Origin of the sequence: Paenibacillus ferrarius (genome assembly GCF_002027705.1) — a bacterium.
Taxonomy (GTDB): Bacteria; Bacillota; Bacilli; order Paenibacillales; family NBRC-103111; genus Paenibacillus_E; species Paenibacillus_E ferrarius.
This window is the reverse complement of record NZ_MBTG01000029.1, coordinates 71038-86414: the sequence shown is the minus strand read 5'-3', so window position 1 is coordinate 86414 and position 15377 is coordinate 71038. Positions and strand designations below refer to the sequence as shown.

Genomic DNA, 15377 nt, shown 5'->3' with positions numbered 1-15377 from the left:
ACCGGAACCGACAGACGATGAGATAAACGGGTATCTTTTTATTATTTGGTCAATATCCACTCCGTAATATCCTCCAAAACTTCTGCAGACACCTTTTGTGGGATTTGATACTCTTTTTTGAAGTCCTTGACCTACTATCCTATAAATTCCTGAACCCACTCACCATTATAGTAAGCTATCCCGATTTGGGTGTAGCTGCTATTCAGGATGTTGGCACGATGGCCAGGACTGCTCATCCATTGGTTCATCACTTCCGTCGGGCTCGTCTGGCCTTTGGCGATGTTTTCCCCTGCAGAGTTATATGTGACACCGAATGCAGTCATCATATCAAACGGGGATCCATAAGTCGGAGACTGATGATCAAAATAATTATTGTTGTACATATCCTGAGCCTTAGCCATCGCTACTTTCGAGAGACTGCTGTTCAAGCTAATGGAATTCAAGCCTGCTTTCGTTCTTTCTTGATTCACCAGATCCAAGACTTGCTGAGCAGATTGGGATGGATTTACGGACTGTTGAGGATTGGCGGACTGTTGCGGATTTACGGCTTGATTCGCTGGGCTTTCTGCCGGTGCATAGTTGCCTTGGAACCAATCCAGCCAATTCGAAGCGTCATTGGGTGCTTGTTTAATCGTAATCGGTGATTTCCCTGCACCCGCAGTAGAAATGGATGATGCTTGAGTTATGACGTTGAAGCAGCATTAGGAGCATGAGTTTCAAGCTTCATTTGTTTAGCATTCATTTGATTGTTAGTCGAATTATTACTTGAACAACCTGTAACGAGTAGTAATGCTGCTATTATGACCAATGGTTTTATAACAATCCCTCCTGAACCGTCAAAGTAGTAATGTTATCAAATAAAGGTTTTGTAAAGTTCCATTGTTTTATTCAAACCTCAATTAAATTAATACTTCCAAAAAGAAATGGGTTTCTTCCCGAACCACTGCTCCGCACAAAAATCCTATAATTGCAAAGATTGCACTCCCAACTACGTGCGACACATATATGTCTCCCTTACTGATTGATTTTATAAATTCCAAGCACCATGAAAAAATTCTTTGTTTTCTGCATTTAGATACATGATAAATTGTTCCGAGATCCAATTTGAAATAACCTAAAACAACAAAAAACCACCATTTATGGTGGCTAGTTTTTAAATATGCGTGTTCTTGTCACGCTTAACTCCCGTTAGTTTAGTATCAATTCTTGACGATTATCCGTAAAGTCACTGCAATGTCCCATCTTTTGTGTCGTATACATATAATGTGCTCTACGGAAGTAGACGCTATTACTATATACTGACCATTTTTATGGTCATTTGCTTTCGCCAAAGCTGACAACTATGATGGAGTTGGGCAACTTATCCTTATACAAGGAGAATTCCGCATGATCAAAGTAGTAATGATCCGCCACGGACAGAGCGAATGGAATCTCGAGAACCGATTTACGGGCTGGACAGACGTGGATTTGTCTCCAAACGGTCTCGAAGAAGCAAGACAAGCCGGAATCATCCTGAGAAAGCAGGGTTACGTCTTCGACGCAGCGCATACATCCGTTCTGAAGCGTGCGATTCGGACGATGTGGATCATTCTTCAAGAAATGGATTTAACGTGGATTCCGGAATTCAAAAGCTGGATGCTGAACGAGCGACATTACGGCGCCCTGCAAGGATTGAACAAAGCCGAGACGGCCGAGAAATACGGAGAAGAGCAAGTTCACTTGTGGCGCAGGTCCGTCGACGTTCGCCCGCCTGCATTGGATCAAAACGATGCCCGATACGAAGCGTCCGCGCCACGCTACCGGAATTTAAAAGAAGAGGAATTTCCGTTAACGGAGAATCTCGATGATACGGAGCGCAGAGTGTTAAAGTACTGGGAGGAGATAATCGCCCCCGCTCTCTCGTCCGGCAAGCACATACTCATTGCGGCTCACGGCAATACGTTACGGGCGTTGGTGAAGCATCTGGATCGAGTCCCTGCCGACGGGATCGCCGATCTGAACATACCGACCGGCATCCCGCTCGTGTACGAATTGAACGAGCAATTATCGCCGATCCGGCATTATTTCTTGGGCATTGACGGCGAGATGCCGGAAGGAACGATTCCTTCCCTTATGCCCCCCACTATTAATGTCGGGCAGTCACCGCTTTCGTCCGAGTGAGAGGCTCATTCGGAGAAGTGGCCTTGATCGCGTCCATTCAGCACGTCGCGATCGACAGCGGCTATAATCAAGGCGCGGAAGATATATAACTTGCCCTTACTTATAGTACGTTTCCCTGCGTATGATCTTAATCTATCCCGCCCGTTAGTTGAGAAAACGGCAGTCCTTATGCGGCTGCCGTTTCTTCGTGTTTATTGAGCTATCGTTCTGCGCGCAATGATTTACCAACATCAGCAATATATCGGTTTGGTCATCTTCATTTATTATCGTACTATTGAGCGATTTTCTTATCAATGCTTTCAAAGCCTTTAGTATCATTCCACATACGGTCAAATTGCTCAGAAAAGGATTTTGCAGCATCTTCATTATGTATTACCATCAGCACCTCATCGTTCGTTGTACTCGCTGCCTTACTGTAATTATAAGAACCAGTCGTAACTACTTTCTTATCCGCAATAGTTACCTTTAGGTGCATAAGACCGCTGTGTTTGTTGACTTTCATCGGAATACCCGTGCTCCCTAGTAGCTTTAACGCTTCTACTTGTGCCTTACCTTCGGACTGAATTTTGTCTGTGATAACTCTGACCTGAACACCGCGCTTCTTTGCATCTTTGATAGCTGCAACAATATCAGGATGCGTCAAACTGTAGATGGCGATATCTAGCGTCTGTGTTGAAGAGTTAATAACATCAATTAGAGCCTTTTCAGGATGCTGACTGGCAATATCATCTAGTGTCCATATCCGTGTGATGCTTGAGAGAGATACGCTATTATGACAACAAAAACAAGGATAATACTCATTAAAACAAATGCATAGCCTGTCAATCGTGCTGTCAAATTTCTTTTATACAGTTTAGATTTACGTATAAACCAAAATCCAACCCCCAGCAACAACGCAATAATTATTCCAACGTAATCGTCCAAGGAATCATCCCTTATCTTGATTATTACTTTTCGTTTGTGTTTATATTGACGCAAAAATTAGACTTTAGTTCAGCACTATTAAAGTTTTCCCTTTAATTTCTAAAGCCTCTTCATCAGATATTTCCACTAATATTCCGATTCTATCTAGGCGTCTGTTCTTAAAATTGCTCCCATAATTTATCATTTCTATACCTTTGATTTGAATTTCTTGAGTAACATTTTCTCTATTTCTTAATGTATCACCGATTTTAATGGTTGAATTCGGATTATTAATAACACAAGTTAGAACGTAGCCTCTAGCTGTAATCTCAAATATGTCATCAATTGTTAATTCAATGAGAGACAAGTAATCACCCGCCTTTTGATATGATTTTCGCAAATTTTTCATATGTGAATTATTCGTTAAGTGATTGAACTATCCTGCCCGTTGAGCAATTAAGTTTATCATTGTCGGCAATCGGAATTTCTCGAGGTATCGCCCGAAAATCGAACTCGCTATAAAGTAGGTGGATTTGTGTCGCAAGACTACAATGTAGGGACATTTGTGCATTTTTTGATGACACAAATCCTCCCCATAAAAATAAAAAAGCCTGATTCCTCAGGCATTTACATTAAAAGTTATGTAGGCACTTTTGTGTCATTGGACATGTCATATCATTATCAAGATAGATTGGTTGAATGACCTGCCCTGTACTTTAATGGAAATAAAAAGAGCTGCTTCAATGCAGCTCCTGCGCTAACGTTTCCAGTTAGTTCAATGAATTTTTTACAAGCCGACAAGCCCCCTGAATTTTTGTTCCATACTACTTCGCAAACACCTTAAACGTTTTACATATTAGTGAATCAGATAAGACTATCCTCACAGTTAGTTTAATCCCATAGCCATAATAAAAAATCAAAAACCGGAACCCCAACGGAGTCCCGGCCCTCAGCCTATCCAACCTCACTCAATCGGCCAATCGTCCTGCCCTGCTGCATTTGACTGAGATCGTTGAATGATGCGCATGTTGATTTAAAGATTCCTTGGAATAGGAGTCCCAGAATGCCGCTGCTTTATTTACCCTAGGATCAAAGCATACACAATACCGGGTCCATGAACCCCAATAGTTAGGTCATTCTCGATGTCAGCCGAACGACTTGGTCCAGAGATGAAATGAATACCCGCAGGCAGGTTCTCACTTCCCGCACGATCGAAGTGAACCAATGTTTCGCCTAAACGTGTTTTCAGTCTTTCTACCGGAATAATAGCCATCAATACTGTCGGGAGCAAACTAACTGATCTTCCTTTGTCCCGAGATGACAGGACTGTCATGGAGCCTGTATACGCTGTAGCGTAGTCCGCCATCACAATACCAAAATCCGCTTCAGCGGCGCGGGCTTTCCAATGAGTCTCCGGCTCACGGTTCCAAACCGATACGTTAGTGCCTTTTAGCACTCCTTCCAAATCAAGAGCATCAAGCTCCGATTGGTTTTGCCGGATGATATATTTAGCGCTCATTTCCTGTGCTTTATTCACTATGAATTGTTTAACATCTTCCATGGAAGATAAACGAGCGACATATCCGCCAGCAGCTTGGAAATTTTCTGTAAATTTCTCAATTCTCTCTTCAAGAGGCCACTCGAATGCTTGCCAGAAATCAGGTGCCCCTCGGTAAGGCTGAGCCGGTTTCTCAGTCACCCGTGCTCTACCAAGCTTGCTAGCGATGCCATTTATAAATGATTTCTGTTTCGCACGTGACTCCGCTTCAAGCTGATCTAACCATTCCTGATGCGTATCAGCCATGTTCATGCCCTCCTCCGGTTTTTCTTTCCTTGACAATGGCTTCCATTCGTTGGCGCACTTGCGGATCCAGCTCCTTCAGCCCTTGGCGCAGTTCTGCCTCCAATGTCCCCCACCCCTCACGGAACGATTTCTTAGGCAAACTTGGCGTTACCCGATACGAATTCCAGCCTTTGAGCGGACCCAGCTTCGTACGGATCTCTCCGCCCCGGACGACAAGTTTTTGACCGATCTTACCGAGCTTCAGCACACCTTTGAAACGGGACGAATTGCTCATAACCGCGGAGAAGCCTTTCATGCCAACCGCTTCAAGCTTGTTGCCATGACCGCTTTCCACCTTGCGGCGCCGTAAAGAAACAAGCATATCGTGCAGAGGGATTTTGACGGGGCACGCTTCGTAGCAAGCCCCGCATAAGCTGGAGGCATTCGCAATATCGTCCCACTCGGCCACGTTTTTCTTTAACGCAGGAGTCAATACGGCGCCGATCGGGCCGCTGTACGTGCCCCCGTATGCATGACCCCCGATATGACGGTACACCGGACAAGCGTTCAAGCAAGCGCCGCAGCGGATACAGTTCAGCAATTCTTGAAATTCGGGATCTCCCAGCTGTAACGAACGTCCGTTATCGACGATAATGATGTGCATTTCCTCAGGCCCATCAGCATCATATTCTCTTCGTGGACCTGTAATCCCTGACATGTACACCGTCAGCTTCTGACCTGTCGCCGAACGCGGCAGAAGCGTTGCCATGACTTCCAAATCAGTCCAGGAAGGAATAATACGCTCCATACCCATTAGCGTAATTTGCGTCTTAGGAACCGTAGTTACCATCCGGGCGTTACCTTCATTCTCGAACAGCACCATGGATCCGGTCTCGGCAATCGCGAAGTTGCAGCCTGTCATCCCAATTTCGGTTTCAAGAAACTTCTCCCTCAGCTTCTTACGAACAAAACCTGCTAGAATCGAAGTATCCGGCGGCAGCGTCTCTCCCGCTTCTTTGGAGAGCAAATCCGCAATTTGGTATCTGTTCTTATGAATGGCCGGAATGATAATATGGGAAGGCGTTTCTCCCGCGAGTTGAATAATATACTCACCTAGATCCGACTCGATAGCTTCTATCCCGATAGATTCAAGCGCGTGATTTAGATGAAGCTCTTCAGTTACCATGGACTTTGATTTTACAACCGACTTTGCAGATTTACGTTCCGCAATCGCCAGAGAAATTTTCACCGCATCAGCCGATGTATCAGCGAAATGGACATGAACTCCATTAGCACGAGCGTTATCCGCAAACAAATTCAAATAATAATCCAGATGAGCAATCGTATGCAGCCGGATTTGTCGACCTCTTTCTCTCCACTCATCCCAATTGCCATGTTCTTCAGCAGCTTTCTTCTTACCTCCGCGCAGCCGCTCAGTCGTGAAGCGCACGGCATTGCGCAAAAACTCATCGTTAAGCGCCAGATCAGCACGTTCTTTAACGCTTGAAGCAGCAGAATTAGTAGTATTCAAGCCCGATTCACTCCTTCATACAGCAGCTCTGCCAAATGCATCACTTTGACGGGTTCGTTTCGAAAGCGCAGGTTGCCAGCGATATTCATTAAGCATGCCATATCGAGACCGACGAGAACTTCCGCTTCCGTTTCTTTCACATGATTCACTTTCTCTGAGACCATAGCTCCTGAAATGTCGGCCATCTTTACAGCAAAAGTCCCGCCGAACCCGCAGCAATCTTCAGCAAAAGGAAGCGGAACAAATTGTAAACCTTGGACGTTTTTCAGTAATTCCAACGGCTCATCTTTGACACCAAGAAGCCTGCTTCCGTGGCATGATGGATGATAGGTGACTTTATGAGGAAACACCGCCCCCAGATCAGTAACCCCCAACACCTGTACAAGGAACTGAGTAAACTCGTAAGTTTTTCTCTGAAGCTCTAACGCTTTCTCCATGTTAACAGGATCATCTTGAAAGAGATTCGAATAGTGATGAATCATGTAGGTGCATGAACCCGAAGGAGAGATAACAAAATCGCTATCTTCAAATGCTTTGAGAATTGTTTTGGCTGTTATCCGTGCTTCATCCCAATACCCGCTGTTATAAGCTGGTTGACCGCAGCAAGTTTGAACGTTTGGAAACTCCAACTGAATGCCATATTTGGCCAAAAGCCGCACCATCGCTTCCCCTACTCGGGGATAAATCGCATCGCTAAGACAAGTAATAAACAATGATACTTTCATGGTGCACCTCTCATCTTTATGACCTATATCTTTATCAGATTGTCAGATATGTAAAGTAAAAGAACCTCAACGATCGAGGTTCTTACTATTTATTCTACTATTTCTCGGCAACCATCGTATTGGTTAACGAACCCAATTTTTCAATCTCTATGGTTACAACATCTCCCGGTTTTAAATAGAACTGCTTCTCCTTTGGATAACCCAAAACGACGCCGGCAGGCGTTCCAGTTAGGATAATATCACCTGGAAGCAAGGTCATATGTTGCGAGATGTAGCTGACAATCTCGTTGCAATGAAAAATCATATCGGATGTATGGGAATGCTGTCTAACCTCGTCGTTGACGATACAGCGAATATCCAGATTGTTCGGATCTTCTACTTCATCTGCGGTAACAAGGAATGGTCCTAACGGGCTGAAGCTATCGCATGATTTACCAAGCAGCCATTGCTGCGTTCTCATTTGCAAATCTCGCGCGGACAAGTCATTCACATTGCAATAGCCGAATACGTGATCTAATGCATGCTCCTTCTCCACATATTTAGCTTTTTTACCCATCACAATCACAAGCTCTGCTTCGTAATCAACCTGCGACGACACTTTCTCCGGCAGTGGAACTTCAGCGCCATGTCCAGTTAACGTGTTCGAAAATTTATTAAAAAGAATCGGATACTCCGGAATCGGCGCATTGGTTTCTTCAGCATGCTTACGATAGTTAAGCCCTACACAAATGATTTTGCTTGGGTTCGTCACACAGGGTCCATATTGAATGTGAGTCTCATCCAGCAAATAAGCTTCTCCCTTTGAGCCTGCTTCCAGCACGAGGTTCACAAGACGCTGCAGCTGCGCAACCGCCGCCGTTCCGCCTTCTATGACAGCATGTAGCGTGGTTGACAAGCTACTCATTTGGTCCGAAGCCATTCCTTCGATTGCTGCGGCGACATCCAAAATGCCCTTTTCCGTTTTAATACCAAGCTTAAAATGGCCGTTGTCGTTAAATGTCAGTAGTTTCATTTGTAAATATTCTCCTCCATCTAGCTCTTGTTAGGCGTTCTTGCCAAAAACAACTCCACCGTCAATATAGAGCGGAGAACCCATCATAAACTTGGAATCATCAGATGCCAAGAACAATGCCGCCTTAGCAACATCCTCTGACTTGCCCATTTCACCGCTGAGCTGGCGTTGTTTTAAGGATTCGATGGCAGCTGTAGGATCATCATAGGAAGTCTTCAAATAGTTCTCTACGAACGGTGTAAAGATCGTACCCGGCAGAAGGGCATTCACCCGGATGTTGTAGGCTGCATAATCAACCTGCATCGATTTGGTTAAGGCGAGTACGGCTCCCTTCGTTGCAGCATAAGAAACTCTGCGCGCAAGTCCAATTTCCGCTACGCACGACGACATGTTGATAATCGAGCCTGCTTTACGCTCCATCATGTAAGGCAACACATATTTCGAAGGCAGGAACACGCCTTTTACGTTAATGCTCATAATCCGGTCCCAAGCTTCCGGCTCAATTTCATGCACAGCTCCGACGCCACTGATTCCGGCATTGTTAAACAGAACGTCGATGCGACCAAATTCAGCAATAGCCGCTTCCACCATCGTCTTAACGTGCTCAGGATTTGTTACATCCGCGTGGAGAAATAGCGCTTCGCCGCCCTTGTCCTTAATTTCGCTCACGGTTTCTTTGCCCTTGATTTCATCCAAGTCGTTCACGATAACTGTCGCGCCTTCTTGTGCAAAAAGCAATGCCGTGCTTTTCCCGATACCTGACCCAGCTCCGGTGATCAAAACTACCTTATCTTGTAATCGCATACTTCCACTCCTCTATGATTCAGCTTGAATACCATAAAATTTTGCCGCTGTTCCGCCTAATATGGCAGCTCTTTCATGTTCCGAATAATCGGCAATTGCCTGATTGCTTTGCTCCCAGACTTTCTCAAAGTCCCCCGCCAAGTTGGCTACTGGCCAATCGCTTCCAAACATAAGGCGATCCGCCCCAAAATGCGTTAAAGCATAATCGATATAGGGTCTCAAATCTTCTGAGTTCCAAGTAAGCCAATCCGCTGCCGTATTCAATCCAGATACCTTGGCATACACGTTCGGGTACTGAGCCGCAGCTGCAAATTGGTCCGCCCATGCTCCCATTTGCTTTTCCTTGATTGGTGGTTTGGCGAAGTGGTCTATGACCATTCTAAGATCCGGTATTTGCTCAGCCAAATAAGGGATATGTTTCAAATGATTCGGGAACACGCCTACGATATCGAAGGTCAAGCCGAAAGATGAGAGAATCTTGAGTCCCTCAATCACCGAATCACGGATGACCCAATCTGGATCCTTCTCTTCATGAATCAGATGGCGAACCCCTTTGAAGTAAGAATTGGCGGCATATGCCTGCAGCTTTTTAGCCGCCACTTCCGGAATGTTCAAGGGTACCCATCCAACAACCGCGCCTACCCATTCTCTTTCGACGGCCACCTTTAACATATATTCGGTATCCTCATAAGAGTTCATAGCTTGTACGATGACCGTTTTGTTAATACCAGCCTTGCGAATCAGTGGTTCCAATTCATCCGCTTCAAAGCTGCGGCATATCGATCCGTAAGACGGATCCAACCAAGGGTAAGCAACCTTCTCCAAATTCCAGAAATGCTGATGGGCGTCTATTATCATGGTCGGAAGCTCCTTTGCTTGAACTTATCTCACTCGGTACTCTAAGCAAAACGTTTCTCTTCGGGATCTTCCATATCATAGCCAAAGGCAGCAAGTGCCGGCCATAGCTCAGAGGCAATCGGGTAATTCGCGAGTTCCAACGTTTGGGCTATCCGTTCAGGTTTACTCATGCCGACGACCGTACTCGCGATTCGCGGGTCGCGAAGCGAAAATTGAAGGGCGGCGGCGGCAAGCGGAACATCGTATTCCAAGCAAACCTTGGCGAACATACGCGCTCTCTCCAATAAGAGTGGCGGAGCTTCGCTATAGGCATAACGTGCGTATGCTTCCGGACCTTTAGCGAGTATGCCGCTGCCATAAGGAGCAGCGTTAATAACCGCAACGCCCATACGACTCGCGACATCAAGCAAAGGTTCGGCAGCCCGATTGAGCAGCGTATATCGATTGTGGGTTTCAACGCTACTAAACGCTCCCGTTTCGACATATCGAATGAGCATATCGATCGGTCCGCCGGATATGCCGATGTGATCAATGACCCCCTGCTCTTGAAACTTTTGCAGTACTTCTAACGGTCCGCCAGATCCCATCACATTTTCAAAGGTGGTATGTTCAGGATCGTGGATGTAAACGTATTGCAGACGATCAAGTCCTAATCGTTCAAGACTTCCTTCGATGGAACGTTTCATCTGTTCGCCGCTAAAGTCGCCGGTCTTAAGGTCGCGGTCGGCTTTGGTGGCCAACACATAACCTGCAGGAAGACCACCATTCGCATGAATGGCCTTACCGATTCGCCGTTCGCTCTCGCCTTCGCCGTAAGCCGCAGCCGTATCCAGAAAGTTGATTGGGCTTTCGAAGGCGGTCCGCAACGTTACCAATGCTTGTTCCTCCGACGTGCTGTATTGAAAGGTTTCCGGCATATCTCCAAGCGGAGCGGCTCCAAAACATAGCGGTGATATGAGTAGGCCCGTACTGCCAAGCGGTCTTTTGGATAATAATGCGTTCGTCATGGCGTGTTCCTCGCTTTCTGATATTGACTGTATTATAACGACACACCCAAAAAGCCCCGTGTCATTTGAAAACCGATATTACCTTGCTGATAGAGACGTGGTACATACGTATGTTCCAGAATTTCTTTGCTGCGTTCGAGAATTTGATTCACCCAGATGTTCGGGTTGCCCTCGAGTACCAAATCGACATCTTGCTTATGGTTATGCACCACAGCCTGTTCCGACGTCACTTGCAGCATGGGGACGAAAGGATGCGTCTGCATCGGACGATCACCGATCAGTGCGATTATTAATTCCACACCCGTGGCGGCGAGTCCTGTAATCGTCTCCACGCCATGCGTTGTTGGAGTCTCCATAATGTGGAAGCCGTTTCGGCGGACGTGTTCCCCATAGGCAATAGACGGCCGAACTTGAGACGAGCCAAATAAAGGCTGACTGAATGCGTCTTCGGCAAGCAATTCGCTGTTCTCGGGAACAACGACCAAGCCTCCGGCCCCGACGATCATCCTGGTTAGCAGCCCCAGCTGTGCGCCGGCATCTTTGTTCATGGCACCCACGCTTACGATCCCGATGCGCAGCCCTTCCAGACCGACCGTCACCTTCTCCGCAGGTTCGGCGGCAGCCAATTGATCGGCGAACCAGGCCTCAACCTTCTCGCTCACCTTGGCAATTCCCCCATCGAGCTGGATGCTGGCATAACCAAGACGGCTCGCATCGACACCCATCACATCCATCTGATGGCGCATATAGTCGTTATGCGTTTTCTCGCAGCCATGTTCCAGCAGCAAACAATGCTCCACCATTGGATGCGTAATATAGCCGATCAACGTGCGGGAAAACAGGGATTCAGCTGGCCCCCCCGAGGTGCCGCATCCTTCCGTGTGCGCCAAGGTGACAAAGCGCGAGAGCTCAGGCTTCCCTGTTCCTTGCTCGTTCAAGCGCCGTGTGATCATACCCGCTACCTGTCCGGCACAAAGACTGGTCGGCACGATCAAGCCGATATGATCACTGGACTGCCGATTGCGATGCCGAGTAAAGGAGAATTGGATTGAATTAGCCATCGGTACAACATTATCTTCAATGGCGATCGGAGCTCCTGTCGGTACAGGAGTGTGAAGCAGCGTCTCCAGCTGACTTGCATCGTTCTGCTGCCAGTTGCGCCAAATTTGTACTTGGGCATGGCCCGCCTTCTCGCCGACGCTTCGCTGACCGGAGGCAATTTGGAGTGCCAACTCGAATACCTCTTGGCCCAGCTCATCCATCGACTTGCCTTCCAGATACTGCCCCGCGTTCACATCCATATCGTTCGACAGCAATTGGAACCGGCGAGTTGTCGTGACCACCTTGACCGTAGGTACATATGGGAAGTTGGTGATCGAACCATTTCCTGTTGTAAAAAAGATCATGTTGCAGCCTGCGGCTATTTGTCCAGCTATGCTCTCCAGGTCATTTCCAGGGCTATCCATGAAATAGTAACCGCCATCCTTCATGAGCTCCCCGTACTCCGTTGCATAGTCGATCCGCGTTGTCGGGTCTTTCTTCATTGCGGCGCCTATAGATTTGAGATAGATATTGTACAAGCCGCGATACATGTTGCCGCCTGATGGGTTACCTTCTGCACTTGTGCCATGCCAGGACGTACGCTCCTTAAATCGGTTCACAAGTTCCAGAAATTTGCGCGCGGTTTCCACGTTGCGTACTTTCGACAGGACATAAGGCTCCGCGCCAATCAACTCATCCGTTTCGGCTAGACTAGCCGCACCGCCGTAGCGCACCAATTGTTCCGAAACCCAGCCAAGCAGCGGATTCGCGGATACTCCGGAAAATGCGTCCGAACCGCCGCACTGCAAGCCGATTCGCAAGTGGCTGATGGATTCAGACGTCCGCTGCATCGAGCTAACCGCCTCCAGCCAATCCCGTACGATCGCTTCACCTTTAACCAACTCCTCTTCGAAGCTGCCTGTGAGCGACACGAACTTATGCAGCACTTCATCGATCGGATAGCTATGCTCACGTGCATAAGCTTCCACCATCTTGTTCGTGACCGATTCATTGCCATAATCGATAACCAATACGGCTCCGACGTTCGGATTGACCATGAAACCCGCGAGCGTCCGCAGCAGCAAATCCGCATTATTCGGATTCTCTATGCCGCCCTCCGTGTGAGCGACAGGAACTATCCCGTCTATATTCGAATCGTTCTTCCATTCGCCTTGCAGACGAGAAGCAAGCTCATTCACGTAGCTCCCCGTGTGCGAGGTGGTACCCAGCAGTACGACGTAGTTCCTGGTGCCAACCCCGCGATCTGCATGGCGGCGATATCCCATGAACGTACGCGTATCCTCATAAGCTGGCGATGCCTGAGCTGGCTGGAAGTTCTCCTCGTCAAGGATATAGGGAGATACTTGATCAGCAAAATTGGGCTCCGCCGGCACCGCGAATGTCAACTGGCGCACACTGAGCGCTTCCCGTACCGTTTTGTTGATCACATAGTGACCGGGCTGAATCGGCTGAATCGCAACACCGAAAGGCAAATGCCACGAAAGCAGATCTTCGCCAGGAGCAATCGCTTTCACCGCGAATCGATGGCCTTCCATAACCGTATAATCCAAGACGAGGAATTGCCCTTCATACTGAATGACAGTACCGGAGTTCAATTGCTGAATCGCAACGGCGCAGTTATCCCCGGGCAAGGGAAGTCTTGCTACTTCTTCAAATTGGTAAACGACGTCCATCGATGACTGGCTCCTTTAATGAGATTTTCCGAACTTATAGAATAAATTGAGTTTCTTCAAGGTAAGTGCTGCTTAATAATATTGTATCAAGAATATGGCATTTGTTAATTCTTTACCTTTGCAAAAACATACTCTATTTTGATATTCTATAAATAAGAAAAATAACGAAGTGAGATGATCTGGGGAGGTTCGGAACATGCAAAAACCGCTTATAAAGAACTTTATTAACGACCACCTCTTACCTTTTGACATTGTATTTAAGGACAAAAAGACACCAAATCGTGAACTACCAGAGCATCTTCATGATCGCTTTGAATTGGTTTATATTTATAGTGGAAAAGGTACGTTTTTCTTAAACCAAATGCTCTATGAGATGAATGAAGGAGACCTCTTCATCATTCCTGGAAATACCGTTCATCAGGCATTGCCAGATTCTGAATTTCCAATTACCGCCACCGCTGTCTATTTTGATTCGCAACTGATCGGACATTATTCAGCAGGTGATTCGTTTACGAATATGCAAGTTTTTGAGCGAGCCCGAAAATATAAGAGCTATAAGCTTGTTGTCCCAGCAGCCATGCGCCCTCATCTCGAAGAAAAACTCAAACAAATGCATGAAGAATTGGAACGACACGAAGCTGGTTTTAGATACGCAGTTCAACTACATTTAAATAGCCTTCTCATCAGCATTAATCGTTTGATATTAAAAGAATCCCATCATCAACTGGCCGCGTCCGATATCGGCCCCCCCTGGCTACTAAACTTACTTCAACACTTAGATCAGTTTCACACTGAACAAATCGCTGGACTTTCGTATTTGGCTAAGCACACTTCAGTCTCAGCCGCTCATTTATCTAGGGTGTTTAAACAACTAACCGGGATGAACATCACCGACTATGTGAATGCCAAACGAATTTCAACTGCAAAGGAGCTGCTTTTAACTACCGACTTAGGTATTGATACGATCGCCCACAATTGCGGTTATGAGAGCTTACCTTATTTTCATAAGTTATTTAAGAAGTTTACTGGCGTTACCCCAGGCGTATATCGAAGAAAATTAATTAATGAAATTAGCTTCCAATTAGACAACATGACATAAAAATGTGAAAGTATCTCTAGCAAGATCAGCTATCATTGTCTTTCATTTTAATGAATTCTTTAGCTCTTGTTAGTCTTTGATATGCTGTTTCAGGAAAATCAATTCCCCATAATCTAGAATATTCCTCATTACCTAAATCTCTTAATTTTGTTATTTCTCCGCGATGTCCCAGAATCCATTTACTCATTCATGGGACATCAATAGAAAAAGCAGCCCTTCCTACTGACGAGGAACGAGCTGCTTTTTGCCTTTTTAAATCACGAAGTACCCATTTCCTCAAAATCAAGGATTTTGAAGGATGCATATAAATGGTATTAGTTTCTCGTTTGAACAGCTAACCCACTAAACGATATAGGCCCAACAATATCGGCTCTTGTATTGGCAGTACGGTTTTCTGCTGTGACTGTATAAACATGGGTACCTGCTCTTACATTTCTATCTTCTGCTTGGAACGTAACAGCATAATTTTGTTCAGAACCAATTGATTCTATACCTTGTTGTGTGTTGAAAATCTCTCTTCCATCGCGGAAGATTCTAAATAGAATTTGCGCAATGCCAGTGACTCCTCGAACACCTACGGTTGCTACCAAATCTACCCGATTGGGTTGAGAATTCACTGGAATTCGCAATGTGATTGTTGCAAGGCGAGATCTTGCTGGTGAACGTCGGATAATAAATGAGTTTGCTAAGTTGAATCTACGGCGCGGCTGAACAGCAGCTTTATCGAGAACACGTACCAAAATATCCACTCCTCTTGTTT

The 15377-nt window shown here is 46.2% G+C and carries 15 protein-coding genes; 2 read left to right on the top strand and 13 right to left on the bottom strand.

Annotated features, from left to right (window positions below):
- Positions 1 to 134 precede the first annotated feature (134 nt).
- A complete protein-coding gene (locus tag BC351_RS44430) occupies positions 135 to 470 on the bottom strand; it encodes a CAP domain-containing protein (protein WP_244209190.1) in 336 nt (111 codons plus the stop codon).
- 916 nt (positions 471 to 1386) lie between these two features.
- Here BC351_RS44430 and gpmA point away from each other — a divergent pair.
- Positions 1387 to 2160 (top strand): 2,3-diphosphoglycerate-dependent phosphoglycerate mutase, encoded by a 774-nt coding sequence (gene gpmA / locus BC351_RS27115; RefSeq protein ID WP_079416909.1) that lies wholly within the window; start codon positions 1387 to 1389, stop codon positions 2158 to 2160.
- 271 nt (positions 2161 to 2431) lie between these two features.
- On the opposite strand, the gene BC351_RS27110 is transcribed toward gpmA, so the two are convergent.
- From BC351_RS27110 to BC351_RS27065, 10 genes are all read right to left on the bottom strand, one after another.
- Positions 2432 to 2854: a phospholipase D-like domain-containing protein gene (locus BC351_RS27110; RefSeq protein WP_279628379.1), complete on the bottom strand. Its 423-nt coding sequence runs from the start codon at positions 2852 to 2854 to the stop codon at positions 2432 to 2434.
- 294 nt (positions 2855 to 3148) lie between these two features.
- Positions 3149 to 3430 (bottom strand): hypothetical protein, encoded by a 282-nt coding sequence (locus BC351_RS27105; protein ID WP_079416905.1) that lies wholly within the window; start codon positions 3428 to 3430, stop codon positions 3149 to 3151.
- Positions 3431 to 4141: 711 nt separating this feature from the next.
- Positions 4142 to 4867 (bottom strand): LutC/YkgG family protein, encoded by a 726-nt coding sequence (locus BC351_RS27100; RefSeq protein ID WP_079416903.1) that lies wholly within the window; start codon positions 4865 to 4867, stop codon positions 4142 to 4144.
- Complete coding sequence (locus BC351_RS27095) at positions 4860 to 6377, bottom strand: LutB/LldF family L-lactate oxidation iron-sulfur protein (protein ID WP_079416902.1); 1518 nt, start codon at positions 6375 to 6377, stop codon at positions 4860 to 4862. The genes BC351_RS27100 and BC351_RS27095 overlap by 8 nt, the downstream gene beginning before the upstream one ends.
- Entirely contained in the window at positions 6374 to 7102 is a 729-nt protein-coding gene (locus tag BC351_RS27090) for a (Fe-S)-binding protein (protein ID WP_079416900.1), read from the bottom strand. Before BC351_RS27090 ends, BC351_RS27095 begins: the two co-directional genes overlap by 4 nt.
- A gap of 97 nt (positions 7103 to 7199) precedes the next feature.
- Entirely contained in the window at positions 7200 to 8114 is a 915-nt protein-coding gene (locus BC351_RS27085; protein ID WP_079416898.1) for a fumarylacetoacetate hydrolase family protein, read from the bottom strand.
- A 30-nt stretch (positions 8115 to 8144) separates the two neighbouring features.
- Positions 8145 to 8918 carry an SDR family NAD(P)-dependent oxidoreductase gene (locus BC351_RS27080; RefSeq protein WP_079416896.1) on the bottom strand — a complete coding sequence of 258 codons (774 nt, stop codon included), beginning with the start codon at positions 8916 to 8918 and terminating at the stop codon, positions 8145 to 8147.
- 12 nt (positions 8919 to 8930) lie between these two features.
- Entirely contained in the window at positions 8931 to 9776 is an 846-nt protein-coding gene (locus BC351_RS27075; protein ID WP_079416894.1) for an amidohydrolase family protein, read from the bottom strand.
- 41 nt (positions 9777 to 9817) lie between these two features.
- Complete coding sequence (locus BC351_RS27070; RefSeq protein WP_079416892.1) at positions 9818 to 10783, bottom strand: aldo/keto reductase; 966 nt, start codon at positions 10781 to 10783, stop codon at positions 9818 to 9820.
- Between the two features lie 32 nt (positions 10784 to 10815).
- Positions 10816 to 13518 carry a UxaA family hydrolase gene (locus BC351_RS27065; RefSeq protein WP_079416890.1) on the bottom strand — a complete coding sequence of 901 codons (2703 nt, stop codon included), beginning with the start codon at positions 13516 to 13518 and terminating at the stop codon, positions 10816 to 10818.
- A gap of 196 nt (positions 13519 to 13714) precedes the next feature.
- Between BC351_RS27065 and BC351_RS27060 the strand changes: the two genes are divergently transcribed.
- Positions 13715 to 14617 carry an AraC family transcriptional regulator gene (locus tag BC351_RS27060; RefSeq protein WP_079416888.1) on the top strand — a complete coding sequence of 301 codons (903 nt, stop codon included), beginning with the start codon at positions 13715 to 13717 and terminating at the stop codon, positions 14615 to 14617.
- A gap of 25 nt (positions 14618 to 14642) precedes the next feature.
- On the opposite strand, the gene BC351_RS42460 is transcribed toward BC351_RS27060, so the two are convergent.
- Together BC351_RS42460 and BC351_RS27055 are read right to left on the bottom strand one after the other, a co-directional pair.
- The gene (locus tag BC351_RS42460) at positions 14643 to 14804 is read right to left on the bottom strand and encodes a hypothetical protein (RefSeq protein WP_158082245.1); all 162 of its coding nucleotides are present in this window, start codon (positions 14802 to 14804) and stop codon (positions 14643 to 14645) included.
- 127 nt (positions 14805 to 14931) lie between these two features.
- Positions 14932 to 15357, bottom strand: a complete 426-nt coding sequence (locus BC351_RS27055; protein WP_079416886.1) for an exosporium protein C — start codon at positions 15355 to 15357, stop codon at positions 14932 to 14934.
- Positions 15358 to 15377 lie beyond the last annotated feature (20 nt).